General features: G+C 63.6%; 25 protein-coding genes. 13 read left to right on the top strand and 12 right to left on the bottom strand.

The window, feature by feature from the left end; translation table 11 throughout:
• Positions 1–16: 16 nt before the first annotated feature.
• Together ACM42_RS36695 and ACM42_RS36690 are read right to left on the bottom strand one after the other, a co-directional pair.
• Positions 17–1,036, bottom strand: coding sequence for an NAD-dependent 4,6-dehydratase LegB (locus tag ACM42_RS36695; RefSeq protein WP_131873020.1), 1,020 nt, complete (start codon positions 1,034–1,036; stop codon positions 17–19).
• A 134-nt stretch (positions 1,037–1,170) separates the two neighbouring features.
• Positions 1,171–2,373, bottom strand: a complete 1,203-nt coding sequence (locus tag ACM42_RS36690) for an HAD-IIIA family hydrolase (protein WP_271533331.1) — start codon at positions 2,371–2,373, stop codon at positions 1,171–1,173.
• A 379-nt stretch (positions 2,374–2,752) separates the two neighbouring features.
• On the opposite strand from ACM42_RS36690, the gene ACM42_RS36685 reads away from it, so the two are divergent.
• From ACM42_RS36685 to ACM42_RS36675, 3 genes are read left to right on the top strand one after another with little or no spacing between them, the layout of a single operon-like run.
• Positions 2,753–3,673 (top strand): hypothetical protein, encoded by a 921-nt coding sequence (locus ACM42_RS36685; protein ID WP_271533330.1) that lies wholly within the window; start codon positions 2,753–2,755, stop codon positions 3,671–3,673.
• Positions 3,674–3,683: 10 nt separating this feature from the next.
• The gene (locus tag ACM42_RS36680) at positions 3,684–5,093 is read left to right on the top strand and encodes a DUF6418 domain-containing protein (protein ID WP_271533329.1); all 1,410 of its coding nucleotides are present in this window, start codon (positions 3,684–3,686) and stop codon (positions 5,091–5,093) included.
• A 10-nt stretch (positions 5,094–5,103) separates the two neighbouring features.
• Positions 5,104–5,328, top strand: a complete 225-nt coding sequence (locus ACM42_RS36675) for a hypothetical protein (protein ID WP_271533328.1) — start codon at positions 5,104–5,106, stop codon at positions 5,326–5,328.
• Between the two features lie 46 nt (positions 5,329–5,374).
• Here the strand turns inward: ACM42_RS36675 and ACM42_RS36670 are convergent, their stop codons facing one another.
• The 7 genes from ACM42_RS36670 to ACM42_RS36640 are packed head-to-tail and all read right to left on the bottom strand — an operon-like array spanning position 5,375 to position 12,596.
• The gene (locus ACM42_RS36670; protein ID WP_271533327.1) at positions 5,375–6,214 is read right to left on the bottom strand and encodes an SDR family oxidoreductase; all 840 of its coding nucleotides are present in this window, start codon (positions 6,212–6,214) and stop codon (positions 5,375–5,377) included.
• 14 nt (positions 6,215–6,228) lie between these two features.
• Positions 6,229–6,990, bottom strand: a complete 762-nt coding sequence (locus ACM42_RS36665) for an SDR family NAD(P)-dependent oxidoreductase (protein WP_271533326.1) — start codon at positions 6,988–6,990, stop codon at positions 6,229–6,231.
• Positions 6,987–7,835, bottom strand: a complete 849-nt coding sequence (locus ACM42_RS36660) for a sugar phosphate isomerase/epimerase family protein (protein ID WP_271533325.1) — start codon at positions 7,833–7,835, stop codon at positions 6,987–6,989. Before ACM42_RS36660 ends, ACM42_RS36665 begins: the two co-directional genes overlap by 4 nt.
• A complete protein-coding gene (locus ACM42_RS36655) occupies positions 7,832–8,596 on the bottom strand; it encodes an SDR family oxidoreductase (protein WP_271533324.1) in 765 nt (254 codons plus the stop codon). The genes ACM42_RS36660 and ACM42_RS36655 overlap by 4 nt, the downstream gene beginning before the upstream one ends.
• Positions 8,589–9,278 carry an acylneuraminate cytidylyltransferase family protein gene (locus tag ACM42_RS36650; protein WP_239625288.1) on the bottom strand — a complete coding sequence of 230 codons (690 nt, stop codon included), beginning with the start codon at positions 9,276–9,278 and terminating at the stop codon, positions 8,589–8,591. Before ACM42_RS36650 ends, ACM42_RS36655 begins: the two co-directional genes overlap by 8 nt.
• A complete protein-coding gene (locus ACM42_RS36645) occupies positions 9,278–11,197 on the bottom strand; it encodes an N-acetylneuraminate synthase family protein (protein WP_271533323.1) in 1,920 nt (639 codons plus the stop codon). The genes ACM42_RS36650 and ACM42_RS36645 overlap by 1 nt, the downstream gene beginning before the upstream one ends.
• A gap of 22 nt (positions 11,198–11,219) precedes the next feature.
• A complete protein-coding gene (locus tag ACM42_RS36640; protein ID WP_271533322.1) occupies positions 11,220–12,596 on the bottom strand; it encodes a GHMP family kinase ATP-binding protein in 1,377 nt (458 codons plus the stop codon).
• A 256-nt stretch (positions 12,597–12,852) separates the two neighbouring features.
• Here ACM42_RS36640 and ACM42_RS36635 point away from each other — a divergent pair, with 256 nt between their 5' ends.
• The 9 genes from ACM42_RS36635 (at position 12,853) to ACM42_RS36595 (ending at position 20,617) form a co-directional block, all read left to right on the top strand.
• Positions 12,853–13,029 (top strand): hypothetical protein, encoded by a 177-nt coding sequence (locus ACM42_RS36635; RefSeq protein ID WP_271533321.1) that lies wholly within the window; start codon positions 12,853–12,855, stop codon positions 13,027–13,029.
• Positions 13,030–13,080: 51 nt separating this feature from the next.
• Positions 13,081–13,230, top strand: a complete 150-nt coding sequence (locus tag ACM42_RS36630) for a hypothetical protein (protein WP_271533727.1) — start codon at positions 13,081–13,083, stop codon at positions 13,228–13,230.
• Entirely contained in the window at positions 13,224–13,454 is a 231-nt protein-coding gene (locus tag ACM42_RS36625; RefSeq protein ID WP_271533320.1) for a carbamoyltransferase N-terminal domain-containing protein, read from the top strand. Before ACM42_RS36630 ends, ACM42_RS36625 begins: the two co-directional genes overlap by 7 nt.
• Positions 13,455–14,100: 646 nt before the next feature.
• Positions 14,101–15,522: a hypothetical protein gene (locus ACM42_RS36620; protein ID WP_271533319.1), complete on the top strand. Its 1,422-nt coding sequence runs from the start codon at positions 14,101–14,103 to the stop codon at positions 15,520–15,522.
• A gap of 65 nt (positions 15,523–15,587) precedes the next feature.
• A complete protein-coding gene (locus ACM42_RS36615; RefSeq protein WP_271533318.1) occupies positions 15,588–16,586 on the top strand; it encodes a glycosyltransferase family 2 protein in 999 nt (332 codons plus the stop codon).
• Positions 16,587–16,590: 4 nt separating this feature from the next.
• Complete coding sequence (gene asnB / locus ACM42_RS36610) at positions 16,591–18,456, top strand: asparagine synthase (glutamine-hydrolyzing) (protein WP_271533317.1); 1,866 nt, start codon at positions 16,591–16,593, stop codon at positions 18,454–18,456.
• Positions 18,457–18,462: 6 nt separating this feature from the next.
• Positions 18,463–19,065: a class I SAM-dependent methyltransferase gene (locus ACM42_RS36605; RefSeq protein WP_271533316.1), complete on the top strand. Its 603-nt coding sequence runs from the start codon at positions 18,463–18,465 to the stop codon at positions 19,063–19,065.
• Complete coding sequence (locus ACM42_RS36600; protein ID WP_271533315.1) at positions 19,062–19,823, top strand: methyltransferase domain-containing protein; 762 nt, start codon at positions 19,062–19,064, stop codon at positions 19,821–19,823. Before ACM42_RS36605 ends, ACM42_RS36600 begins: the two co-directional genes overlap by 4 nt.
• Positions 19,823–20,617 (top strand): class I SAM-dependent methyltransferase, encoded by a 795-nt coding sequence (locus ACM42_RS36595; protein WP_271533314.1) that lies wholly within the window; start codon positions 19,823–19,825, stop codon positions 20,615–20,617. Before ACM42_RS36600 ends, ACM42_RS36595 begins: the two co-directional genes overlap by 1 nt.
• Before the next feature lie 16 nt (positions 20,618–20,633).
• Here the strand turns inward: ACM42_RS36595 and ACM42_RS36590 are convergent, their stop codons facing one another.
• Entirely contained in the window at positions 20,634–21,857 is a 1,224-nt protein-coding gene (locus tag ACM42_RS36590) for a phenylacetate--CoA ligase family protein (protein ID WP_271533313.1), read from the bottom strand.
• An 86-nt stretch (positions 21,858–21,943) separates the two neighbouring features.
• Between ACM42_RS36590 and ACM42_RS36585 the strand changes: the two genes are divergently transcribed.
• Positions 21,944–23,098: an AGE family epimerase/isomerase gene (locus ACM42_RS36585; protein WP_271533312.1), complete on the top strand. Its 1,155-nt coding sequence runs from the start codon at positions 21,944–21,946 to the stop codon at positions 23,096–23,098.
• A 59-nt stretch (positions 23,099–23,157) separates the two neighbouring features.
• On the opposite strand, the gene ACM42_RS36580 is transcribed toward ACM42_RS36585, so the two are convergent.
• Both ACM42_RS36580 and ACM42_RS36575 read right to left on the bottom strand, forming a co-directional pair.
• Positions 23,158–23,997, bottom strand: a complete 840-nt coding sequence (locus ACM42_RS36580) for an ABC transporter ATP-binding protein (RefSeq protein WP_035674385.1) — start codon at positions 23,995–23,997, stop codon at positions 23,158–23,160.
• A 142-nt stretch (positions 23,998–24,139) separates the two neighbouring features.
• Positions 24,140–25,423, bottom strand: a complete 1,284-nt coding sequence (locus ACM42_RS36575) for an ABC transporter substrate-binding protein (protein WP_271533311.1) — start codon at positions 25,421–25,423, stop codon at positions 24,140–24,142.
• Positions 25,424–25,425 lie beyond the last annotated feature (2 nt).

Below are 25,425 nucleotides of genomic sequence, written 5' to 3'. Positions count from 1 at the left end.
GACACTGTCCATCGCCTCAGACATTGTAGACGTCGGCCTTGTAGCGGTTGAGGTTTGCGGGATTGGTGAACCAGTTGACGGTCTTGACCATGCCGCGACGCATGCCCTCGACACCGCCGAATTCAGGGCTCCAACCGAGCTGCTGGCGTGCCTTGGAATTGTCGGCCCAGAGCCGCTCGACCTCGCTGTTGGCGGGACGCAGGCGCGCCTCGTCGGTCTCGATTTCGATCGTGGTCCCCATGACATCGGCGATCATCTCGACGGTCGCGCCGACCGAGATCTCGAAGCCGCTGCCGAGATTGATGGTCTGGCCGACGCATTGCTCGGCCGGCGCGGTAAGTCCTGCGATGAGGCCGCGCGCGGTATCGGTGACGAAGGAGAAGTCCCGCGTCGGACTGACGGCGCCGAGACGGATCTTGCGCTTGCCGGTCGCGATCTGGCTGATGATGGTCGGGATCACCGCGCGCGCCGACTGCCGGGGGCCGAAGGTGTTGAACGGGCGGATCACGACAACCGGCATGTCGAACGAGGCGTGGAACGACAGCGCCATCTGGTCGGATGCGATCTTCGAGGCCGAGTAGGGTGACTGGCCAACCAGCGGATGGTTCTCCTTGATCGGGACGATCTGCGCCGTGCCGTAGACCTCGCTGGTCGAGGTCTGCACGAAGCGCCGCACGCCCGCCATGCGCGCCGCCTGGAGCACGTTCACTGTGCCCTTCACGTTGGTGTCGACATAGGAGTCGGGCGCGACGTAGGAGAAGGGGATCGCGATCAGCGCCGCCAGGTGCAGCACGTCGGTGCAGCCGCTGGCGGTTGCGATCATGAAGTGCGGATCGCGGATATCGCCGGCGACCACCTCCACGGACTTCATGATGTCGGCGGGAACCGTGTCCAACCAGCCCCAGGAATTGAAGGAGTTGTAGTAGACGATCGCCTTGACGCGTGCCCCGGCCTTCACCAGCTCCTCGACGACATGCGAACCGATGAAGCCGTCGCTGCCGGTAACGAGGACGCGGGCGTCCCTTAGATCTGCCATGCCGGACCCCAGAAGGCGATTAAGCCTGTGTTCGCAACGAGATGGCGCTATAGCACACTGGCGGTTGCGCGCAACAGAGCAGCGTCAGAAAGCTGCCAAATGCCCGGGGATGCAGCAGTTTTCGTGACACGCGGCTAGGCCTGGCCGGCCGGGATGAGGCGCTGTCTCACGAAGGTCTCCAGATTGCCGCCCTCGAACAAGTGGCCGGCGAGGCCGGCCGCACGAGCGGCTTCGATGTCGCTCGGCTTGTCGCCGATCACCATGCTCCGCGTCATGTCGACCGGAAAGCGCTGTGCGAGATCGATGATCATGCCCGGCGCCGGCTTGCGCCGGTCGCTCGTGCGGCAATAGCGCGCGACGGTTCCTTCGGGGTGATCGGGGCAATATTCGAATGCATCGACATGCGCGCCGATCAGCGCCATCTGGTCCGCCATCCAGCGGTGCAGCGCGACCACGTGATGCTCCTCGTAGTAGCCGCGTGCGACTCCGGACTGATTGGTGATGACGAAGGCAAAATAGCCGGCGTCGTTGACCGCCTTCACGGCCTCGCGTGCGCCCTCGATCCATTCGAGCCTGTGCGTCTCGAAAGTGTATCCCGAATCATGGTTGAGCACGCCGTCGCGATCGAAAAACACGGCCGGCCGTCGCAGCTTGTCCCGCAATTCGCGGTCGGCGCGCGCAAAGTCGTCGGGAATGCCGATGTCGATGAAGTAACCGCGATAGGCCGTGCCGCGCAGTGCGCCGGACTTGGTCAGGCCAGGAAATACGTCCTGCTCGAGCGAGGCGGGAAGCATTGTGATGTCGGCAAGAACGGACTTGTCGATGACGTAGATGCCGGCATTGACTGGTCCAGTGGCACCCACACCCGGGGCGATGAAGTCACGCACCACGTCACCGTCGAGGACCACGCGCCCATAGCGGTCCCCGACGACGCCGTCGCGCAGTGCCATGTGAACGCGCCCCCCTTGGGCGCGCATGATCAGGTCGAGCAGGTTGAAATCGAACAGGGAATCGCCGTTGAGCAGCAGGAACCGGTCATGCAGGAGGTCGCGCGCATGCACGAGCGCACCGCCGGTGCCGAGCGGCTCGGGCTCACGCGACACGATGATTCGCGTCGATCCCCTGGCGGCCGCGGCGTAGTGCGTCTCGACGATCTCCGCCTTGTGGCCCGCAAGCAGAAGAATTTCATCGAACACGCCGTAGCGTACGAGTTCGTCGAGCAGGGTGTCGAGAAACGGCCGGCCGCCAACATCGAGCATCGGCTTCGGCACGGTTTTGGTGCGTTCGCCGAGGCGGGTGCCGAGTCCCCCGACGAGGACGACAGCCTGTCTCAGCATGACGGCTCTCCCAATCGGCACCTCAGTCGAAGGTGAGCAGCAAATGTCCGTCTCAAGGTTCTGGCTCTCGTTGGATCGAGCTGTGGTGGCCGGATCGTTTCCCAACGTCGGTCGATCGTCGATCAAGGCTTGGCGGACGCGACACTGAGTGACAAAGACCCCGCACCAACGCCTGTCAATGGCGCGCTGCTCGCTGCGGCAGGAACTGTTGCAGGCTCTGTTTATGCTTAGCGCCCCCCGGAGGCAACGAGCAAGGGAGAAGTCGTGGATTCTCTTGTCGAGCGAACCGGCGGGGCGGAGCGCAGCGGGCGATCATAGGACGGTCGCTCATCGAGAGCCCTTGGCCATGGGCCGATTGATCAACCAGAGATAGCTCAGTATGATGATGACCGGGTTCCCCATCCGTATTGTGGGGTTTGCCGGGGACAAGAGTCACATGCCGATGGCCGAGCGTACGCCGCGAGCTCCAGCGTTTCTGCAGCTCGCGAGATGGTTCCATGTTGCTGTCCGAGCAGCGCGGGTACATTGGGTCCTTTCGCTCATGATCGGGGCAATCTTGTTGGTTGCTCTTGGCTCCCTTGCCGTCGGCCGGAAGGTGGAATCCTGGACCGCGACCTCGACGATCGCGATTGGTACAGTGCCCACCCTTCAAAGTATTCTCGGGCTCGCTGGGGCAGGGGTTGAACCCGTGGAGAGTGCCCGTGATCTGGTGACGCGAATCGGAGCGGTCCAATTTCAAAGCACTGTTCTAGCCGATGCTCGAAAGGCGCTTCCCGACTCGCGGGGGGCGTTCGCCGGAGGCTCATTGCGCGGGATCGCTATTGGCGATTCGGTGATCCGCCTGGAGGCGAGCTCCGCCTCGAAAGAAGAGGCGGTGACCCTGCTCCGACAGGCTGTTCTTGCGATTCAGGCCGCACACCAGAGATTATCCGAGCCGAGGATGGAGTTGTTGCATTCGGTACGCGCGCGCCTGCAAGATGCGAGAGCGCTGCTCAACGATACATTGAAGAAGATGGACTTCACGCCGGCTCGGCCGGACGGGATTTCCATCGGCCCCGCCCTCGTGGAGAGTCCAGGGGCTTCGGTCGACAGGATGCTCAACATCGATACGCGCATTGCTCTACTGGCTTATCTCGAACGCACCGTGACGATGACGGGTCCACAGGATGGATCGCCTCCCGCGACGGAAGGGCCGAGGGAAGTCAATCTCGTGCAAAGAGCTATCCTGGCGGGCTTGGGCATTCTGCTCTTCGTCAGTCTTTTGACCTTCTTTCTGAGGCGGCCGGCGCGTCTGGGCTAGGACTTCGGCAATGACCCTTCTGGCTGGAGCCTCCATACTACTCTTCATCGTTTGGTTGGGACTGTTCAGGTCGGCGATCCTCATTTGTCTTGCCTTCCTTTTGTTCACCTTCGCATGGCGGACGATCTCGTCGCTCTATATCGATCTGTCGGGGCCCATATTCTCGTCCCAGTTGCAGATGTTCATTGGACCCGGCGTCATGACGGTGTTCCAGTCGATTGCGTATTTTCTGACGCTTCTTCCCTTCCTCTGGGTCTTTAACTCCCGTTCGCTCGATGAATGGGCACGGGCGGCTCCAACTTCCGGACTGCCTGCGTCCCAATCTCAACTGACCCTTTCGGACGTCACGTTCTACGCGTCCGTCCTCTTCTTGATCTTGCTTTTCGGTGCCCTGATTCAGGGAGGTGTCATTCCGCTGTTTGCCAAGATCGAGCGTTGGACTTTCAATGAACAGGCCAGTTTCCTCCATCGCCTGGTGGTCGAGCGAGGCGACATGCTCTGCTTCTGGTGGGGGACCATGTTTGCGGCCGAGCGACTGCGACGCCAGCGATACGATTACCGCTTCGTGGGGTTGCTGGCCGTCCTCGTCTTCTACATATTTCTCGTAGGCGGACGCTTCTCGCCCTTTTACCGATTTTGTGCGTTCTTTGTCATACCGTTTTCCGCGGTGCTGATCGTTCAGGCGCGAGATCTCGGGAGCGCAAGTTTGTTCAGCTTGCTGCCCCGGATTGCCGACCGCCGCATCGTACTGGCCGGCACCGGCGTCATTGTGCTGACGGCCACGATGATTGCATTCGCGCTCTATTGGAATCTGACCAGGGTCCGAGGGTTCGAAGGTCAGGCGGCGCTGGATGCTTTTGTCGAGCGCGTTCTGGTGCAGCCCTCGGAGATAGGATGGGCGTCCTATCAACGCGTTCTGGTCAACGGAGATTGGGACGCACGCCACGTCTTCGATTTCCTGTTCGACCGCCCCATCGTTGCGGGACGGAACACGACCCCGCAGCTTCTGATGTCCGAAACCATTGGTGAGCCGCGGACGACGGAACACATCACAGGCGGTTTTCAGTTCGCCGGCGGGTTTCCCGAAATTTTCTTCGAACTGTTTGGTCCCTATTTCGGCTGGATCTTTCTGCTGGGAGCCGGTTGGCTCACTGCGCTCCTCTCAGCTGTCATGATCCGGTCAATCGTCGTCGAACGATATGTGACGGCGGCTCTATCTTTCTACGTGCTGTACGGCATCTACGTAATGTATATCGGCGGTATGCTGAACTTTGTCGCGACGCCGACATATTGGGTGAAGATTTCTGCGCTGTTTGCGGCAATCATTATCGAGGAGCGGGCGCCCATTCTCCCGTGGGTGCTGGCCGAAAGGACTCGATTGTTTCGCCGCTTTGCGGTGCGACGTCCGCAACTGCCCTGACACAGCCCGCATGACGCCTTATGGATTGATGGTGCGGGCTGCAAACGCAGATCTGCCGTCCTCCATCTCCGTGCTCATGGGACGTGATCAGATAGCCACTGATGATGAAGATTATGTCGATGCCGAGGTAGCGGCCCGGAATCGCATTCGGCCGGGTGTGGAAGAGAATAACCGAGAGAACGGCGACCGCTCTAAGGCCATCGGGGCGGTGATCGTGGATCGAGAGTTCCTATGAGGAGACGCTATCGGGCTGGGAGCCCTCGCGCGTGGCGCTGCCGCCGCTACCACACGCTTCTCCCGCCGTCGATCACCAGGTTCTGCCCGGTCATGTAGCTCGAGGCATCGGAGCAGAGGAACTGCACCGCGGCGCGGTATTCGTCGACATCGGCCATGCGAGCCATGGGAATCAGGCGCGTCAGTCGCTCGACGAACGCGGGATCCTGGTTGTTGAAGACGCCGCCGGGCGAGATCGCGTTCACGCGGACGCCGTGGTCGGCCCAATAGGTCGCCAGATATTTCGTCAGCCCGATCAGGCCGTGCTTGATCACCGAATAAGTCACGGGTTTCACCGGCTGCTCCTCCTCGCGTGTCACCTGTGGCTGGCGGTAGATTCGCTGGTCCGGCGCGATCACGCCGAGATCGGAGGCGATGTTGAGGATCACGCCGCGACCGCGTTTGGCCATCGCGCCGCCGAACACCTGCGCGCACAGCATCGCACCGGTCAGGCCCACGGCGATCTCGGTCTGCCATTGCGGCACCGGAAACGCCTCGAAGCGGGAAGAATGCGTCACGCCGGGTGCGGAGGTCACCTTGGGGTCGATCGCCGCGTTGTTGACGAGGATGTCGATGGAGACACCGCGGCCGGAAAGTTGCTCGTTTGCAGCCCGCACCGAGTCAAGGGAGGTGACGTCGATCGCAAGCGCGATCAGGTCGGCGGACGGCGTGTTCTGCTTGAGCGCGGCAACGGCTGCTTCGGCCTGCGCAAGCCCGACGTCGGTGACGACGACGCGCGCGCCCGCTTCCGAAAGCGCGGCGACATGCTGCCGCCCGAGCAGGCCGCCTGCGCCGGTCACGAGAGCGGTGCGGCTGGTCAGGTCATAGCGTGAGGACGGGCTTGCCATCAGGAGGCTCCTGTTCAGCTACGCAACTGGCCGCCGTCGGCGACCATCACGCTGCCGGTGATGAATGCCGCGCGGGGCGAGACGAGAAAGGCGACGAGGTCGGCGACCTCCTCCGGCCGGCCCAGGCGGCGCAGCGCGACCTCGCGCACAAGCATCTCCTCGACCGCAGCACGGTTTTCCGCAAGCTTATGTGCCCAGGTGCCGTCGGCGGCCAGGATGTTGCCGGGTGCAACCGCATTGATGCGTATGCCTTCGAGCGCCAGGGGGCGGGCCAAGCCACGCACGGTCGCATTCAGCGCGGCCTTTGCGGCGTAGTAGGTGACGGGCGCCCCAAGCGCCGCCATGCCTGCGATCGAAGAGATGCAGACGATGGCCCGGTCGCCGCTGCCGCGCGCCATCAACGGCCGGGCGGCCTCGATCATGTTGGTTGTGGCGAAGAGATTAAGATCCATCACTCGCGACCACTCCGCCGCGGTTTCCTTTCCCGGCGGTACGGAGGCGCCGCTGCCGACGTTGCAGACGAGGATGTCGAGGCGCCCCCAGCGCCGATCAACCTCGTGTACCAGCGTCGCGGCAGCGGCCGGGTCGGTGACGTTGGCCGCGTGCGCCGATGTGCTGCCGCCGATCGCAGCTCGGGCCGCATCAAGCGCATCGGCTCCCCGCGCGGCGAGCGCGACCTTGGCTCCTTCCGCAGCGAGCGTCGTCGCGATCGCAAGTCCGATCCCGCGGCTGGCGCCGGTGACGAGAGCGACGCGATCGTTCAGCTCGAGCTTCATCGCGCTGCGTCCTCGATCCAGCCGATCGTCATGTCGCGATACCTGGCGAGCGCTCCGGCGTGATCGCCGTCGGCGGCGCGCGCGGTTTGCAGGATGTACTGACCCTTGTAGCCGGAACGCTCGATCAGGCGGATGGTCTTGGGAAGGTCGGCGTTGCCGGTTCCGAGCGGCACGGTGGTGCCGCCGCGAATGCGGTCCTTCACATGCACATTGAGGATGCGCGGCGCGTATGCGGCGATCTCCTCGTCGCTGTCATAGCCCAGCGAGGCGCTGTTGCCGCTGTCGTAGTTGATGCCGAAGACGTCGGCTGGAAACGCCTCCATGAACCGGGCAAGCTCACGCGGCGGCAGATCGGATTCGAAGACGATCTTGACGTTCCGCCTTGCGAGCTGCTCGGAGCGTGCGAGCAGCACACGCTTCAACGTATCGCTCTCGCTCTGGCGCTCGATCTTGCCGTTGTCGACCAGCGGGATCACGACGAATTCGATGCCGATCCGGCTGCAGGCGGCGATCAGGAGGTCGAGGTCGGCGACGAGCGCGTCGCGTACCACGGCGTCGACCTTCCAGAACGGTGCCTGCATGAAGCAATCACCGGTCAGGCTCGGGATGCGCACGCCGTTCTCGCGCGACAGTGTCAGAATCTCCTGTTGTCCCGGCTCGGTCATGAGCGGGTTCTCCCGCAGCCGCTCCTGATCGATGGTCCATTCCATTCGCGTCAGGTCGAGCGCCTTGGCGCGGGGAAATTCCTCGCGCCATTCATTCCAGGGGAACGCCTGGATCTTGCCGTCGACCAGTGCCGACAGGCGTCCCTGCATGAAGCCGATGCGTTGCAATGTTGCGATCACGATGTGCTATCCGAGCTGATGGCGAGACCCTTGGTGGTCCAGCCCCCATCGACGAAGATTTCCTGGCCGGTCACATAGGCGGAGGCGTCCGACGTCAGGAAGATGGCGGCGCCCACCATGTCGGCAGGCTGTCCCCAGCGGCCGAGCATGGTGTGACGGCGCCTGTCTTCGTGCATGACCGGATCGGCAAAGCTCTTCGCGGTCATCTCGGTTGCGACATAGCCCGGTGCAAGCGCGTTGACGCGGATGCCGTCGGATGCGTAGTCGGCGGCGAGTGCCCGCGTCAGCCCGGCAAGGCCCGCCTTCGCCGCCACGTAACCGGGATTGCCGGGAAAGCCTCGGATCGAGTTGATGCTGGTGACGTTGACGATTGCGGCCGAGCCGGCATTCTTCAGGAGCGGATAGGCGGCGAGGATGGTGGCGTAGACGCCGGTAAGATCGGTTGCGACCGTGGCACGGAAGCGCGCGAGCTCGCTTTCGGCGCTCTGGGCCGGAAGACTGATGCCGGCGGCATTCACGAGCGCGTCGATGCGCTCGGCTTTTGCCGCAATGGCGCGGAACGCGTTGTCGATCGCTCTGTCGTCGGAGAGATCGCAGGCAATGGCAGTGACGCCCTGCGGCGCGGTCCCGGACCGGCTGAGGCCGAACACCGTGGCATCCGCACCCTGCAGGCCGCTTGCAATCGCTGCGCCAATGCCCCGCGAGGCGCCGGTGACCACCGCGATCTTGCCTGCGAGAGAGAAGGCGCTGAGATCAGGCATAGCCGTAACTGCGCATGATGGCGGCGCAAAGCTTGACGTCCTCGGGACGATCGATCTGGAACATCTTGTGACGCTCCATCACGTGGAAGCCGATCTTGCCGCCGAGACGATTGTTCTGCTCGCGCAGGAGGGATGGGATCAGGACGTAGAACGATCCGTTCTCGAGGTAGCGCTTCTCGATCTGCTGCCGCATGCGGCGGTTGCGATAGTCGTAATTGATCGGCTCCGGTCCGCTCGCGCCGATCCGCCAGTTGAAGTAATCCTCGACCTCGCAGACTGAAAGCAGGCTGTCGAGATGATCGCGATCGAAGGTTGCAAGCGCGTTCTCGATGTCGCCGGGCTCGCGGATCGGCGATGTGGCCTGAAGTGCGACGATGCGCTCGAACCGTCCCATGCTCGCCTCGGTCGCATCGAGGGCATGCAGCCAGGCGGATTCGGAGGAGGCGAGGTCACCCGAAATGTCATCCGGACGCCGCACGCCTACGGCGCCGGCGGCCTCGGCGGCGGCCAGGATATTGTCACTGTCCGACGAGACCGCCACCACGTCGACGCCGCGTGCGGCGCGCGCCTGCTCGACCGTCCAGGCGATCAGCGGCTTGCCGCAGAGATCGAGCAGGTTCTTGTGCGGGATGCCCTTGGAGCCGCCGCGCGCGGCGATCACGGCCAGCGTCTTGCGCGCCATCAGATATGTCCCTCGAGACGCTCGAGCGCGGTCCAGAAGCCTTCGCCCATGTTCTTGTGGCCCTGCCATATCTCGGGAATGAATGACGCCGTCGGCGCATGCTTGCGCAGCACCTGTCCGATCTCGTCGAAATCGATCTCGCCTTCGCCGATCTGGAGTCCTTCGCCGTCGAGCCCCTTGGCGTCGCCGAAATGCAGATGTGCAGTGTGCGGCCCGAGCTGGGCGAGGCCCTGCGCAAAGTCGAAGCCGAAATGATTGGCGGCGAGCTTGGTGTGGGAGATGTCGACGCACATGCGCAGATCATGCTTGGCGCAGAATGCGGCCGACTCCTCCGGGAAGATGAAGATGTTCTGATGACGCTGGCCGCCGAAATGCCAGGGGAACGGTGCCATGGTCTGCGGCGTCAGCTCGACGCCGTCCATGTCGAGCTCGGTCAAGCTCTGCGCAAAGATGCGATAGCGCTCGGCTTTCTCCTCCGGCGGCAGCGGCTCATCCATGGTGAAGCCGCCGATATTGGCGACGATGGGCGGGTGTTTTGTCTTGGGGAAGAACTTCTTCAGGCCGCGGGTGATGTCGATCACTGCTTGCGTCTGCTCCAGCGAGTAGCGCCGCAGCGCCTCATCGGGCGTTGCGAGGTCCATCAGCTTGGAGCCGGCAAACAGCTCCGGCGCATGCACGACGAAGCCGAGATCATAGGTACCGGACAGATAGGCCGCGGGATCGCGCTCCATGTCGCTGTAGCTGAGGTGGAACTCGATGATGTCGGGCTCGCAGATCTCCAGGAAGCGCGCGGTATCGTGATAACGCACCGGCACCCCCCAGGGCCGGTCGAAACGGTAGCGCCGTGCCTTTGCGACGCCTTCGTCGAGGTCGCTCTGGAAGAAATAGTCGTCCGCCGCCATCGTTCGCGTCAGCCTGCGGCCGAGCAGCGCTGGCATCTTCAGCGGCGACAGGCCCTGTCCCGGGCTCTTCACGGCGATGTCGCTCTCGGAGATCATCGTACCGGCCGGAAGGTCGCGCGCGGCCACCAGGCTCTTGGCGAGGTTCTCGCGGTTGATCAGCTCGCCCTGGCTCAGCGCGCGTTCCGCGAGCTTCTCGCCGCGCGCCGCCTCGACCTCGCGGATGCCGGAGACGAGTGCCTTGAATTCCTCCGGCTCCAGGCTCGCGGCATGGTCCGGACCTTCCATCTCGCGGTCGAGCGTGATGTGGCGTTCGATGATCACCGCGCCGAGCGCGACAGCGGCCGTCGAGACGGCGATGCCGCGCTCATGTCCGGAATAGCCGACGACCGGATGAATCTCGCGCAGCGTCTCCATGAAACGCAGATGGATGTTGTGAAGCGCTGCCGGATAGGTGCTCTGGCAATGCAGGAGCGCGTAGCTTGCATTGCGGTCGTCGAGGAATTTCGCCGCGGCCTTGATCTCGTCCGTCGTGCTCATGCCGGTCGAGACGATCAGCGTCTTGCCGGTGGCGGTGAGGCGACCGAGCAGCGGCAGGTTGGTGAGGTCGGCCGAGGCGACCTTGTAGGCCTGCACGCCGAAGCCTTCGAGCACGGCGACGCTCTTCGCGTCCCAGGGCGTGCAGAGGTATTCAATCCCCTTGGCTGCGCAATACTCGGCGATCTTCTTTTGCTGCGCGATCGGCAGCTCGAAGCGGCGCAGGAGATCGAGCGTATATTCGACGGCGAGGTCGTCGTCCTTCCCGGACAGACTCGAGGCGCGATAGACCTCGTCGAGTTTGCGCATCTGGAATTTGGCGCAATCGGCGCCGGCCGCGACCGCGGCATCGACCAGCGCAATGGCGCGGTCGAAGTCGCCATTGTGGTTGTTGCCGATTTCGGCGATGACGTAGCAGGGTTCGCCATCGCCCAGAAGACGGTTGCCAATGCGGACCGGAGCAGACTGTTTGGGCGATGTCATCAACATTCTCGTCTCATATGCGTCAGGCGAGCCGCGCGGGAACGCGCGACTTCCACGTCCGCAGCCCGTTCTCTTCGAACATGATGCGCGAACAGCGATGCCCCTGCTGTTCCAGCGCCGCGATGAGCTGGTAGCGCTCGAACGGACGTACGAAGAACAGGAAGTAACCGCCGCCGCCGGCCCCCAGGAGCTTGCCGCCGACCGCGCCGTGCTGCTTGGCGAAATCGTAGATCGCGTCGATCGCCTCCGACGAGATCTTCGAGCTCAGCTTCCGTTTGGCGTGCCAGGCCTCGTCGATCAGCCGGCCGCATTCCAGGAGCTGGCCGCGCAGCAGATGCCGCCTTATGTCGCGCGTCACTTCCTTCTGCTTGGCAGCGGCGGCGACGGCGTCGCTGGTCTCGTGCTGAGCCTTCTGGTCGCGGTGAATGGCGCCGGAATCGCGGCCGGAGCCGGCGTAGCAGAGCACCAGGCTCTCCTCGAGCTCGGCGATGATGTTGGGATCGAGACGAAGCGGCACGATGGTGTTCTGGTCGGAGAAGAACTCCATGTGATTGAAGCCGCCGAACACGGTGGCGTACTGATCCTGCCAGCCGCCGGGAATGTTGAGCATCAGCCGCTCGGCCTGGAAGGCCATCTCCGCGATCTCGTGGCGGTCCCACTGGTCCCCGCGGAACTCGTTGAAGCATCCGATGATCGCGGACGAGACCACAGCGGAGCCGCCGAGGCCGGAACCGACCGGGAAATCGGCGGACACCTCGAGCTCGAATCCATAAGTCGGCTTGATCAGGCGCACGACTGACTTGATCAGCGCGAGATCCCCGCCCGTTCCGAGTTCTGCGAGATTGTCGGCCTCGACCGTGCGGCGAAAATCGTGCGAGTAGATCCGGATGCTGGGATCGCTCCGGCGCCGCAGCGTCGCATGAGCGTACATCTTGATCGTGGCGCTGATGACCGCGCCGCCGTCATTCGCCACGAAGTAATGCGTCAGGTCGGTGCCGCCGCCGGAGAAGCTGATCCGCACCGGCGAGCGGGCACGCGCGAACACCTCGCTCTCTTCCGAGAGGTTGAACAGCTCGCGGCTGAATACGTCGACCAGCCGTCCCTCGCCATCGAGGATCGGCACCACGTGCACGCGCTGGTCGAGCAGCTTCAGGATCTGCTCGCGCGGGCCGCCGGTCGGCGCCCAGACGAAGTTGCGATTGATGCAGGACGCAACCCGGTCCTGGATCGTGATGCCGGTCAGCATTCGCCTGCGGATGTCACCGTCCGTCACGGCGCCGACGATTCGTCCGCTCGCGTCGTGCGCGAACAGGATGCCGAGCATATTCGCATTCAGGCGCCGGAAGGCTTCCTCAATGGTCTCGGTCTCAGCGATGGTGACGAGGGTCGGTTCAAGCACGTTTTGGATCCGGAAGGGCCCAATTCCAGGCCATATTGCAGCAGGGGTTGGTAATACGGGAGCCGCGGGGACGATGCAAGGTTCCCGCGCCCTGGGGGCATCGCGCCGATATGGCTGCCGTCACGCCCTCCGTTCGGGCCGGCCGATTTACATCGGCGGCGGTTTCTATAGAAGGCTCCGCGAGGGGGCTAGGCGACGTGTATGCGATCGGAATCAACTCGAGGATCAAGCGCCGCCGCACCACGATGGTGCGGCGGTGCTGCTGCCCGACGGCGAGTTGACTACAGCCGCGGAGCAGGAGCGCTTTACGCTTGCGAACCACGGGCGCGGCGAGCTGGCGCGTGGAGCGATCGAATTGTGCCTCAAGCAGGGCGGCATCGCCATGCGCGAGGCCGACTGGGTCTGCTCGCCGCTGAAGACCTGCGCGAATTGAGGGCGGCGTCTCACCGAATATTCCAAATATCAGTTCGGCCATAGCCCGAAGATCGAGCTCTATGACCATCGTCGCTGTCATGCCGCGAGTTCGTTCTGCGGCTCCGGTTTTCCAGAGGCGACCGTCGCCTGCTTCGATTTCTCAGGCGATCCAACTCCGGCCTCATCGCCCATTCACGCGGTAACGACTTCCCCGTGCTGACACGATTTAGTCGCCATAACAGTCTTGGTCTCTACTACGGGACGCTGACGGAGTACCTCGGCTATCAGATGACCAACGACGAGTACAAGGTCATGGGCCTGTCCTCCTATGGCAGCCCGGATTATCTCGCCAAGCTCCTGCGCCCCTGCGGTATCAATTACGAACTCGATCCCGAGTCCGACAAGCGCAGTCGCGACGGCGAGACATTCACCAGCGATTTTTAACGCGGCAGGAGCGCATCTTCACCAAGAAGAAGGAGGAGATTTTGGGGCCGCGACGGCTGTGTGGATTGGCGCTGGCCGCCCTTCTCATCTACTTCGTCCGGTCGCTCCCGTTGAGGTCCGCATTGGATTGATCGTTGCAGAAGTTGCGTCTGTATAGCAGGCCTGGCGTCGTTTTTGCCCTCGCTGTCGTCGCGATCGGAGAGAGCCATCTTTATCTAAGCGCATGCCCGCGATCGGTATCTGGCACTTCCCGCTGGCCTACGACTTCCTTCTGGTCATGACGGTGAGTGTACTGTCCAGGAGAATTGCGCCGGTGCCGACGGCTCCGTTTTCTTGGGGCCGTTCAAGGCCGCCGCGCGTTAGCACGCTCTGAGCCTGAGCCAAGGCGCGTCGCTCCGTTGGGAGGACGGCGGCTTGGACCTTAGCGGCAATGCGCGACGAAGCGGCGCAGCCGCGGGCAAAAACGGCGCATATGGCAGTTGAATGTGCGGGGGAGCGTCGATATTGTCCGGCCCGCAACTAGGGCGAGAGGGTATCGGCGCGGACAATGACGGCAGATGGAGTGGTTTCAACTCGGCGATTCACGCTCGCTTCCCTGATCGTGGTGTTGTTGTCCCTGGTGGTCTGGGCCGGGATCAACGGGCGCATGGCTGAGAATAACATCGGCTTCGACAAGGATCTCCTGTATCTTTATCTGTGCGGGGTCGAACAGGCCGGACAGGTCTCGCATGATCAGCAGGACAAGCTCGTGGAGCACCTCATCGCGGTTTCGGCGAGCGATCACTCCATTTATCGCGCGAGGATGCGCGCTGCCTATTGCAACAATTATCCGTTCACGTCGCTCTCGATGTATTTCGCCGGAAAGGTGCAGCAGTCGCTCGGCATGACGGACCCCGCGAGGGATTTTCCCGAATTTCTGTACCTCTCGTTGTGGTGGGGCATGACCCTCTCGGGCGCGTTTCTGGGCATCCTGTGCCTGCTCATCGCATTCTGGGCGGCCCGAGGTCCGTTGGTGCTTCCGCTGTTTGGCGCCATCGCGCTTGCCGCGCTATTCTATCTCACAGTGCCGCCGCCCAGCTTGTCCTGGTCGTTGTACCAGGTGACGCCGACACCGCCCGCGCCACGCGTTAGTCTGCATCATACGTTCTGGCTTGGTCTCTACGCCTGGATAAACCCGGGGGCGGCGTTCTCGCCATTCTCGGTTTTCCCCCGCTGCCTTTGCGCCATGATCGCCTTCGCAGCATTTGCGCTGCGCTGGTCAGGACGGGGCGGACTGGCCTATTGGACGCCGATCGTCGTGAGCTTCGTGCACCAGAGTGAAGCGCCGATCCTGCTCGCTGTAATGATCGCCTGCGATCTCGCCTCGCGGCCCAGGGAGCTGTTGCGCCCGGCTTACATGGTTCCGATCCTGCTCACGGTCGTCCTCACGGCGCTGCGCGAACGCATGCTGTCGATCATGGGATTTTCCTTGTTGGGGATAGCCATCGCTCTGGCCGTGCCGATCGGGCTTGCGCTTCTGGTCTTAGCCGTGCCGAAGCTGCGCTCTGCCGTCACCTCGCTCGGTTTGATCGCCAACCGCTTCAGGACAAGCAGGTTCGAGCATCTGTCCCTTCCTCTTGCGGATACTGTCGTCATCCTGCTCGGATGGGTTGCAGTCGTGATCCTCTGCTTCGCCGTTTCGCGGATCGATCAGGTGTTCCGCGTGATCTATCTCTGGTCGGAACTCTTCCCGCGCTACATCGGACTGTTCCAACTGCCTGTGTTCGCCGGCTTGATCTACGCGGTCTGGCCCTGGGTCCTGACGAAGCGGACGACCGCGACGCGCGAGGCGCTGGCCCTAGTCTCCTGCCTCATGCTCTTTCTCGGCGTGGCGCAATGGAAGAGGCCGTGGATTCCGACTGCGGCATTGGTCGCCCAGGCCCAGACTTTCGAGAAGAAGATTCTCGGTCAGCACTATGCGCCGGACGGAGGCTCTTTCTCTAAGACGGAAACTCCGTGGTACTACTTGATGCTCAGGCGCGCATATCTCGGAGGCAAAGGTCTTGACGAGTATTTCGCCAAGGGCTGACGTCGTCATCGCCGCTGCCGCGCCGTCTTACCGGCGGAGCAGGAATAGGTGGAGCGCGATAGGCTATGACTGAACAAACTCCCCCGGGCCTTTCCGTCATCGTGCCCGTCTACAACGAAGAGCAGTCGCTCCCCATTCTGGTGGAGAAGCTGATGGATGTTCTGCGCGGGCTGCCCAACCGCTTCGAGATAGTGCTCGTCAATGACGGCAGCCAGGATGGCTCGCTTGCGCTTCTGCGTTCTCTGTCGCAGGCGCATCCCGAGGTCAAGGTCGTCGACTTCCGCAGGAATTACGGTCAGACCGCCGCGCTGATGGCAGGTATCGACCACGCCACGAACGACATCGTCGTGATGATCGACGCTGACCTCCAGAACGATCCTGCCGACATCCCGCGCCTGCTGGCGAGGCTCGACGAGGGCTACGACGTCGTCTCCGGCTGGCGCAGGGAGCGCAAGGATTCTGAGCTCAAGCGGAACTGGGTCAGCCGGGTCGCCAACCGTTTCATCTCGCGCGTGTCAGGCGTGAAGCTGCATGACTACGGCTGCACGCTGAAAGTCTACCGCCGCAGCATGGTGAGTGGCGTTCGTCTCTACGGCGAAATGCACCGCTTCATCCCGATCTATGCTGAGTGGCAGGGCGCACGCATCACCGAGCTCCCCGTAGCCCACCATGCGCGGCAGTTCGGCGCCTCGAATTACGGCCTCGAGCGCATTTTCAAGGTCGTGCTCGATCTTCTCGTCGTGATGTTCCTGCGACGCTATTTCGCTAAGCCGATCTATCTGTTCGGCGGCTTCGGACTGATCTCGATCATTGCCGCCTTCGCCACCATAGCGCTTGCCGTCTTGCTGCGCATCGTCGGCCGTATCTCGCTGATTCAGACGCCGCTGCCGCTGCTGGCTGCGCTGTTGTTCCTGGTCGGCATGATGAGCATCCTGCTCGGTCTCGTCGCCGAGATGCTGGTGCGCACCTACTACGAATCGCAAGGAGCCCGTGCCTATCTCGTGCGCGAGTTGATCAATTTCCAGGGCGACGCGGCCACGAGCACCGGTCAAAGGGATATTTGACGCGATGTGCGGCATAGCTGGATTTTGCGGTGCAGGGGACGTCGGCGACATCCGTGCGATGACGGATGCGCTCGCGCATCGTGGTCCAGACGGCTTCGGCTATCATGCCGACGAGACGCATCGCGTGTTCCTGGGACATCGGCGGCTCGCCATTCTCGATATCGGCGGTGGTGCGCAGCCGATGTGGAACGAGACTGCGACGATCGCGGTCATCTTCAACGGCGAGATCTACAATCACGTCGAGCTTCGCGCCGAGCTGGAGCGATGTGGCCATCGTTTCGTCACCGATCACTCCGACACCGAAGTTCTCGTACATGGCTACGAGGAATGGGGCAACGACCTGCCACGGCGGCTGAACGGCATGTTCGCCTTCGCGGTGTGGGACAGCGAGAGAGCCCAACTCTTCCTGGCGCGGGACCGGTTCGGCGAGAAGCCGCTGTTCTATGCCACGGGCGTGGGTTTCTTTGCATTCTCGAGCGAGCTGCGTTCGCTCGAGAGTCATCGCGGTTTCGACGCCTCGCTCGACGTTCGTTCCCTGCAAAAGCTGTTCGCCTACGGCTTCTTCCCGGCGCCGCGGACGCCCTATCGTCACGCGGCGAAATTGCCCGGCGGCTCCTGGCTGCGTTTCGATCTTCGCTCGGGTGCCGTCACCACGCAGCGATACTGGCGGTTTTCGCTCGCGCCCGACGAGGCGATGTCGTCGCGCAGGGAGGACGATCTCGTCGACGAACTCGACCATCTCGTTACACAGGCGGTGCGCCGCCGCCTGATCAGTGACGTGCCCCTCGGCGTATTCCTGAGCGGCGGTATCGATTCCAGCGCCGTGCTGGCCGCAGCAACCGACATCGTCGGCAAGGAGCGGCTCGAGACGTTCACGATCGGCTTCAACGAGCGCTCGTTCGACGAGTCCGCGCATGCCCGCCGCGTGGCGCAGATTTTCCAGTCTCTTCACAACGAGGAGAAGCTCGATTTGGCGCGGGCCCGCGACCTCATTCCAGCGCTCCTGGACAAGGTCGGCGAGCCTCTCGGCGATTCCTCTCTGCTGCCGACCTATCTCTTGTGCAAGTTCGCCCGACGCAAGGTAACGGTAGCGCTGTCGGGCGATGGCGCCGACGAGCTCTTTGCCGGTTACGACCCATTCCATGCACTGCGCGCCGCGTCGATCTACAAGGGCAGTGTGCCCAACGTGCTGCACGGCGTCATTCGCAGCGTGGCCGGCAGGCTGCCGGTGTCGACGCGCAACATGAGCCTGGATTTCAAGCTCAAGCGCACGTTGACCGGCCTCTCCTATGGTCCGGAGTTGTGGAACCCGACTTGGCTCGGCCCGCTGGCGCCGCCCGACATCGAGCGACTGTTCGACGAGAGGATCCACACCGAGGACCTCTATGAGGAGGCGCTGGCTCTGTGGAACGCGTCTCCGGGACTTGGTCTCGTCGAGAAGACGCTGGAATTTTATACTCAGTTCTATCTCCAGGACGGCATTCTGACCAAGGTCGACCGGGCCGCGATGATGAATTCGCTGGAAGCCCGCGCGATCTTCCTCGACAACGATCTCGTCGATTTCAGCGCGCGGCTGCCGACCGCGTTCAAATATCGCGATGGCGTGGGGAAATACTTGTTGAAGAAATTGCTGGCGCGAAAAGTGCCGGCCGACCTCGTATCCCGGCCCAAGAAGGGGTTCGGAATCCCGCTCGCTGCCTGGCTGCGGGAAATTCCGCAGCGCATTCCGCTGGAGAAAATCGCCGGCATTGATCTCGCCGAGGTCGCCGATTTGTGGCAACAACACCGCAACAGGCGTTCGAACCATGCCATCGCCCTGTGGGTCTGGCTCGGCCTCCAGGCCTTTCGTCGCCCTGTAGCCACGGGATAGGACCGGATGTTGCGGAAAGCGCTGGAGCGGGTTCTGGAACTGCCCGCCGTCTACGATCTCAACCAGTTTATCGGTCAGCCGACCGTGCGGCGCTATACGCAGTTGCTGGTCGAGGAAGTGCCGCTGAGTGCAGGCGGCCACGTGCTCGATCTTGGCTGTGGCACGGGCGCGACACGCAGGCTCATTCCCGGCCGCTATGTCGGTATCGACATCAATCCTGACTACATCGCGTCAGCAAAGCGAATTCGATCTGGCGGTGAGTTCATTGCGATGGACGCGACAAAGCTCACTTTCCCGGATGACTCGTTCGACCAGGTCATCTCGGTCGCGACCACGCATCATCTCGACGGCGAGCAGCTCCAGGCGATGGCGCTGGAGGCGCTGCGTGTGGTCAGGCCGGGCGGGGCGTTTCACATCGTCGATGCCATCCTGCCGGTTAATCCGCGCGACCGTGCCAAGGAGATGTTCTTCCGCATGGATCGCGGCCGGTTTCCGCGCAAGCTGGAGGAGCTCGTGTCGACCGTGTCACGCGCAGCCGACGTCGCGCGGACGCGGGTGTTGAGCGGCCCGATGCACGATGTCGCCTATCTTAGGGTGGTCGGCCCATGACGGAGAAAGCCGCTCAGCACCAGTACGACGAGAAGTTCATGGATTACGCGTCCATCTCGTCCCACTACGCCGCCTCGGAGATCATTCCGCTACTGCTGCGCGTTTTGCCGATTGCGAGCGTCGCGGACATCGGCTGCGCCGGCGGCGGTTGGCTGAGCGTCTGGCGCGCGTCCGGCGTTAGCGACATAAGGGGCGTCGACGGCGACTACGTCGATCAGGACGGTTTGGAGATTCCGCGCGAGTTGTTCACGCCCGCGGACCTGTCGCGGCCGCTCGATCTGTCCCGTCGCTTCGATCTGGTGCAATCGCTGGAAGTCGCCGAACACATCCAGGTGCAATTCGCCGACCAGTTCGTACAGAATCTCGTGACGCACGCGGACAAATACTTGCTGTTCTCCGCGGCCGTGCCGGGGCAGGGCGGCGAATATCACGTCAACGAACAGCCGCTCGATTTCTGGCGGGAGCGGCTGACGCGGCACGGCTTCGACGCCTACGACTTTGTCCGGCCTCAGGTTGTGAGTGATCACCGGATCTCGTTCTGGTATCGCTACAACATCGTCCTCTATGTCCGCCGCGAGCATCAGGCCGCGCTCGATCCGGCGATCCGCGCCACACGCGTGCCCGAGGGCGTTGCGATTGCCGATGTGTCCCCGCCCTGGTTCCGCCTGCGCAAGCGCGTCGTCAGGGTGCTGCCGCCCGCGGTCCGCGACAGCCTCGCGCGCCTGAAGGCGCACGTCGCTCCAACCGGAAGATTCTGATGAGCGAGAACAGCGCGGGAATGGGCAAGCAGACCGGCTCGTCCGAGCGTTTCGGCTACGAATGGAGCCACTACAACGAGATCCGGGCCGACTACGAGACGCAGTTCCGCAAATGGACGCCGTTCCTCGAGCCGGACGACTGGAACGGCATGAGTGTGCTCGACGTCGGCTGTGGCACCGGACGCAATTCGCTGTGGCCGCTGAAGTACGGCGTGAGCGAGGCCACCGCGATCGACATCGATGACGGCTCGCTCGCGGTCGCGCGACACAACCTCGCGCAATATCCCAATGCAACCGTGCTGAAGCAGAGCGCATTCGACATCGGCTTCGAAGACCGTTTCGACCTCACTTTCTCGATCGGCGTCATTCATCACCTTGAGAGCCCAGAGCTGGCACTGCGGCAGATGGTGAAGGCGACGAAGCCTGGCGGTCGCGTCCTGATCTGGGTCTACGGCTACGAGAACAACGAGTGGATCGTCCGCTTCGCCGATCCCTTGCGCAAGGCATTGTTCTCGCGCCTGCCGATCGGTCTCGTGCACCATCTCTCGCTCTATCCGAGCGCGGTGCTGTGGCTGCTGCTTCGCCTCGGCGTCGGGCGGCTGGCCTATTTCGACCTGTTGCGGACGTTCTCATTCCGGCACATCCGCTCGATCGTGTTTGACCAGATGTTGCCGCGCATCGCGCATTACTGGCCCCGCGAAACGGTTCAGAGCCTGATGGAGGAGGCCGGGCTGAAGAACGTGCGGACTGAATGGGTCAACCAGATGTCGTGGGCGGCGATCGGTACGAAATAGCCGCTCGCCTCTGGTCTTACCGTTCGTCCGCGATCACCTTGCCGTCGTTCGGCAGCGTGCCGGGGCTGACCAGCTCGACGGTGCCGCCGAGTTTCGTCACGGCGCGCAAGCTGGCCGCGATCTCTTCGCGCAGGGCGTCGTTGGCGGCCGCCGTTTCGGCTCGCAGTGTCATCGCGTCGGCTTCGCCCTGGCGTGTAACGACGAGGCGCAGTCTTCCGAGTGCGGAATGGCGCTTGCCGATCTCGGCGATCTGCTCGGGCCGGACGAACATGCCCTTGATCTTGGTGGTCTGGTCAGCGCGTCCCATCCAGCCCTTGATGCGCATGTTTGTGCGCCCGCATGGGCTCGTGCCGGGCAGGGCCGCGGTGAGGTCGCCGAGGGCGAGCCGGATCCAGGGATGGTGCGGATCGAGCGAGGTCACGACGATCTCGCCGACGTCGCCCGGCGCAACCGGATCTCCGGTGCCGGGCTTGACGATCTCCAGGATCAGGTCCTCGTTCACGACCATGCCCTCGCGCGCCTCGGTCTCGAACGCGATGAGGCCGAGATCGGCGGTGCCGAAGGCCTGGTAGGCGTCGATGCCGCGCGCCTTGATCTCGGCCTGGAGCGAGGGCGGGAACGCGGCGCCCGAGACCAGCGCGCGCTTGATCGAGGAGATGTCGCGCCCGGAGCTTGCTGCGGCGTCGAGCAGGATCTTCAGGAAATCCGGAGTGCCGCTGTAGCCAACCGGCCGGTAGGCCTCGATCAGCTCGAATTGCTGTTCCGTATTGCCGGGGCCGGCCGGGATGACCGCGCAGCCGAGCGCGCGTGCGGAGGCGTCGAAGATGAAGCCGCCGGGGGTGAGATGGTAGCTGAAGGTATTGAGGACGATATCGTCAGGACGGAACCCCGCTGCGAACAGCGCCCTTGCGCCGCGCCAGGGATCTCCTTGCCGTCCCTCCGGCTCGAAGATCGGGCCGGGCGAGGTGAAGAGGCGGGCGAACGAGCCGGGAGGCCCTGCCACGAGGCCCCCGAAAGGCGCAGAGGCCTTATGCAGGGCGGGCAGCTCCGATTTGCGCAACACCGGCAGGTCCGCCAGCGCCGCCCTGGAGGTCACGGCGGCGGGATCGCAGCCTTTGAGCCGCTCGGCATAGGCCGGGGCGGCCATCGCGGCTCGCAGCACCCCTGGCAGGCGGGAGAACAGGTCGGCCTCGCGCGCTGCTTGTTCACGGGTCTCGCGGGCGTCGTAATGGGCGGTCATGGCTGTTCTTTCCGTGTTGGCATCCGTTGCGCACCGCCACCAGCATGGGTATCAGACCGCCATTGGTGAGGCCTAGAGAGGACCCGATGGCGGACGAAGGAATCATTGCGGCGGACGAGGCGTCGAACGTCGTCGCGCGCCTGAAGCGCCGCATGATCGACGAGGCGCTGCCGCTGTGGTCGACGGTCGGCTGGGATCAGGCTGCGGGTGGTTTCATCGACCGGCTGCACCGCGACGGCACGGCCGACGCTGCCGCGCCCCGGCGCGTATTCGTGCAGGCGCGCCAGATCTGGTGTTACGCCAAGGCGGCGCAGATGGGATGGTATCCTGAGGGGCGTGGCATCGCGCTGAAGGGGCTGGAGCATCTGCTGGCCAGAGCGAAGGCGCCCGATGGCCGGCCCGGCTACGTGCACCGGCTGACGCCCGAGGGAGCGGTGCTGGATGCCCGGCGCGATGCCTATGACCACGCCTTCGTCCTCTTTGCACTCGCGGCCGTCTACGCCCTCGACCAGGATGCGCAGGTCCGTGCCGAGATCGATGCGCTGCTCGCCTTCCTCGACGGCCATCTGCGCTCGCCGCATGGCGGCGTTCACGAAGGCCTTCCGGTCTCGCTGCCGCGCCGGCAGAACCCGCACATGCATCTGTTCGAGGCGATGATCGCGTGCTTCGAGGCGACCCACGATCTGTCGTTCCAGAGCCGTGCCGGAGAATTCTTCGCACTGTTCCTGGCCAATCTCTACGACAAGCAGAAGCGCATCCTGACCGAGTACTTCGAGGAAGACTGGTCGAAGATCGAGCCGGTCAGCGTCGAGCCCGGTCACCAGGCGGAATGGGTTTGGCTGCTGAAGGGTTTCGAGCGCATCACGGGCTGCCCGACCGCGCCGCGGCGTGCCGAACTGCTGTCGACCGCACTGCGCTATCGCGACGAGGCCACGGGCTGCCTGATCGACGAGGGAGACGACGTCGGCAACATCCGCCGCAGCACGCGCCGGCTGTGGCCGCAGACCGAGATCGCGAAGGCGTGGATCGCGCAAGCCGAGTCCGGCGAAGCGGGTGCGGCGGATGAGGCGCGCGCGGCGCTGGTTCGGCTCGAACGGCATTATCTCAGCCATCCCGTGAAGGGCGGCTGGTACGACCAGTTCGATCGCGACGGCAAATCGCTGATCGACACCATTCCTGCGTCGTCGTTCTATCATGTTCTCTGCGCAGTCACGGAAGCGGAGCAGGTGCTTGAAAGTTGAAGCTCATTTGTATCGACGCGTTTTCTTCACGCGGACCGGTTCCCACTTCGCTTGAAACGCTACAGCCAGCGCTTGCGCCGCTTGAAGCTCTTGAGGTTCTTGAAGCTCTTGCGCTGGTCGCCAGCGCCGCCGAGATAGAATTCCTTGACGTCCTCGTTGTCGCGTAAGTCGTCTGCGCTACCGTCGAGCACGACCTTGCCCTGTTCCATGATGTAGCCGTGGCTCGCGACCGAGAGCGCAGCGCGCGCGTTCTGCTCGACCAGCAGGATGGTGACGCCGAGGTCGCGGTTGATCTTCTGGATGATCGAGAACACCTCTTTCACCAGCAGCGGCGACAATCCCATCGAAGGCTCGTCCATCAAGATCATCTTGGGGCGCGCCATCAGGGCGCGGCCGATCGCGAGCATCTGCTGCTCACCGCCGGAGAGGTAGCCGGCAAGGCCCGTGCGCTCCTTCAGGCGCGGAAAGTAGTTGAAGACCATGTCGAGGTCGGAATCGACCTCGCGGTCCCTGCGGGTGAAGGCGCCAAGCTTGAGGTTCTCCAGCGACGTCATGTCGGCGACGATGCGCCGGCCCTCCATCACCTGGAAGATGCCGCGGCGCACGATCTTGTCGGGGTCGATGCCGTTGATCCGCTCGCCTTCGAACAGGATCTCGCCGCGCGTGACCTCGCCGTCTTCGGTCTTGAGCAAACCGGAGATCGCCTTCAGCGTCGTCGACTTGCCGGCGCCGTTGGCGCCCAGGAGCGCCACGATCGCGCCTTTCGGCACGTCGAGGCTGAGGCCGCGCAGCACCAGGATGACGTCGTCGTAGACGACCTCGATGTTGCGCACGGCGAGGAGCGGCGGGGCGGGGACGATGCTGGGGGAGGGGCGAACGCCTTCTGCGGTCTCGGTCATGCTTTGTTGCTCCGCTGTCGTCACCCGCGAAGGCGGGTGACCCAGTATTCCAGAGACGCCCAACGTTCCCGGAGAGGCCGCGGCGTACTGGATCCCCCGCATTCGCGGGGGATGACGGTTGTGCGTCAGGTGGGCGCTACGCTCACCAGCCCAGCAATTCCGGCTTGCGCGGCAGCTCGACGGTCTTGACCTTCTCGAGCTTGATCGTGCCCTTGGCCATGACGTCGTTGAGGTCGCCGTCGGTCGCGCCTGAGACCTTGGTGCGGTAGAGGTCGACCTTGAGCGTGCCGCGATGGTCCTTCTCGGTCCAGGTCGAGGCATTGCAGACGCCTTCCATCCCGGCCGGCACCCAGTCTTTCTTCTGGTGGAAGCCCTTGGCGACGTTCTCGCCGGTGGCGCCGCCGTTCTTGGCGGCCCAGTCGATTGCCTCCTTCATGTACATCGCCGAGCAGACGGCCGCGACGTAGTGCACGGGACGATAGACCTTGCCGCTGGCGTCGGACATCTTCGAGATCTCCATCACCGTCTTCATGCCGGGCGCATCGCCGCCCCAGCTCACCGCGGTGCGCAGCGGGAAGATCACGCCATTGGCCGCATCGCCCGCGGTCTTGGCCGCATTCTCGTCCATGCCCCAGACGTTGCCGAGGAACTGGATCTCGACGCCGGCGGTCTTGCAGGCCTTCATCACCGAGATGTTGGAGGCGGCGGTGTTGCCGAGATAGGCGTAGTTGGCGCCCGAGGATTTCAGGCTCAGGCACTGTGCGCTGTAGTCACCCGGCGTGAGGGCGAACACCAGCGGTGGCAGAACCTCGAAGCCGAGCTCCTGCGCCATTGCTTCACCGGCGGCCTTCGGCGCGTTCGGATAAGGATGGTTGGCGCCCATGTGCACGAATTTCGGCTTGCCGGGCTTGCCCTTGGCCTTCCAGTCCTCGGCCGCCCACATCAGCATCGCGCGCAGCGCGTCCGAATAGCTCGGGCCATAGAAGAAATTATAAGGCGCAGGCTTGGCCTTGCCGCTGACCCCTTCGGGATCGGTGAGGGCGGCGGCATAGGAGCCGGACATGTCGGGGATCTTGTCCTGGGCAAGGAAGCCGGTCAGCGCCTCGGTGTCCGCCGTGCCCCAGCCCATGATTGCGGCGACCTTGGAGTCGGGCGCTGACCACTTCTTGTAGAGCGCGATCGCGCGCGGCACCTGGTAGCCATAGTCGTTGGTATCGAGATTGAGCTGCTTGCCGCCGACGCCGCCGTTCTTGTTGACCCAGGCGAACGTATCCGCGACGGCCTGGCCATAGGGCGTGCCGACGTCCGAGGTGCCGCCAGAATAGTCGGCGAGATGCCCGATCGCGATCTGCGCCTGCGCGCTCGCCGAGAATGCGGCGATCGCAAGCACGAGCGATGCGGTACTCAAAAGGGACTTTGTCGTCATGG

The sequence above is a fragment of the Bradyrhizobium sp. CCBAU 25338 genome (assembly GCF_028128965.1).
Lineage (GTDB): Bacteria > Pseudomonadota > Alphaproteobacteria > Rhizobiales > Xanthobacteraceae > Bradyrhizobium > Bradyrhizobium liaoningense.
The sequence above is the reverse complement of the archived record's forward strand: the minus strand, read 5'-3'. Positions and strand labels throughout refer to the sequence as shown.

Coding starts and splice junctions, on each gene's coding strand:
- ACM42_RS36575 (WP_271533311.1), bottom strand. CDS start 25,423: ATGACGACAAAGTCCCTTTTGAGTACCGCATCGCTCGTGCTTGCGATC.
- ACM42_RS36595 (WP_271533314.1), top strand. CDS start 19,823: ATGAGCGAGAACAGCGCGGGAATGGGCAAGCAGACCGGCTCGTCCGAG.
- ACM42_RS36620 (WP_271533319.1), top strand. CDS start 14,101: ATGGCTGAGAATAACATCGGCTTCGACAAGGATCTCCTGTATCTTTAT.
- ACM42_RS36615 (WP_271533318.1), top strand. CDS start 15,588: ATGACTGAACAAACTCCCCCGGGCCTTTCCGTCATCGTGCCCGTCTAC.
- ACM42_RS36605 (WP_271533316.1), top strand. CDS start 18,463: ATGTTGCGGAAAGCGCTGGAGCGGGTTCTGGAACTGCCCGCCGTCTAC.
- ACM42_RS36680 (WP_271533329.1), top strand. CDS start 3,684: ATGACCCTTCTGGCTGGAGCCTCCATACTACTCTTCATCGTTTGGTTG.
- ACM42_RS36690 (WP_271533331.1), bottom strand. CDS start 2,373: ATGCTGAGACAGGCTGTCGTCCTCGTCGGGGGACTCGGCACCCGCCTC.
- ACM42_RS36650 (WP_239625288.1), bottom strand. CDS start 9,278: ATGGCGCGCAAGACGCTGGCCGTGATCGCCGCGCGCGGCGGCTCCAAG.
- ACM42_RS36670 (WP_271533327.1), bottom strand. CDS start 6,214: ATGGCAAGCCCGTCCTCACGCTATGACCTGACCAGCCGCACCGCTCTC.
- ACM42_RS36600 (WP_271533315.1), top strand. CDS start 19,062: ATGACGGAGAAAGCCGCTCAGCACCAGTACGACGAGAAGTTCATGGAT.
- ACM42_RS36675 (WP_271533328.1), top strand. CDS start 5,104: ATGACGCCTTATGGATTGATGGTGCGGGCTGCAAACGCAGATCTGCCG.
- ACM42_RS36585 (WP_271533312.1), top strand. CDS start 21,944: ATGGCGGACGAAGGAATCATTGCGGCGGACGAGGCGTCGAACGTCGTC.
- ACM42_RS36685 (WP_271533330.1), top strand. CDS start 2,753: ATGATGATGACCGGGTTCCCCATCCGTATTGTGGGGTTTGCCGGGGAC.
- ACM42_RS36665 (WP_271533326.1), bottom strand. CDS start 6,990: ATGAAGCTCGAGCTGAACGATCGCGTCGCTCTCGTCACCGGCGCCAGC.
- ACM42_RS36695 (WP_131873020.1), bottom strand. CDS start 1,036: ATGGCAGATCTAAGGGACGCCCGCGTCCTCGTTACCGGCAGCGACGGC.
- ACM42_RS36655 (WP_271533324.1), bottom strand. CDS start 8,596: ATGCCTGATCTCAGCGCCTTCTCTCTCGCAGGCAAGATCGCGGTGGTC.
- asnB (WP_271533317.1), top strand. CDS start 16,591: ATGTGCGGCATAGCTGGATTTTGCGGTGCAGGGGACGTCGGCGACATC.
- ACM42_RS36580 (WP_035674385.1), bottom strand. CDS start 23,997: ATGACCGAGACCGCAGAAGGCGTTCGCCCCTCCCCCAGCATCGTCCCC.
- ACM42_RS36590 (WP_271533313.1), bottom strand. CDS start 21,857: ATGACCGCCCATTACGACGCCCGCGAGACCCGTGAACAAGCAGCGCGC.
- ACM42_RS36645 (WP_271533323.1), bottom strand. CDS start 11,197: ATGACATCGCCCAAACAGTCTGCTCCGGTCCGCATTGGCAACCGTCTT.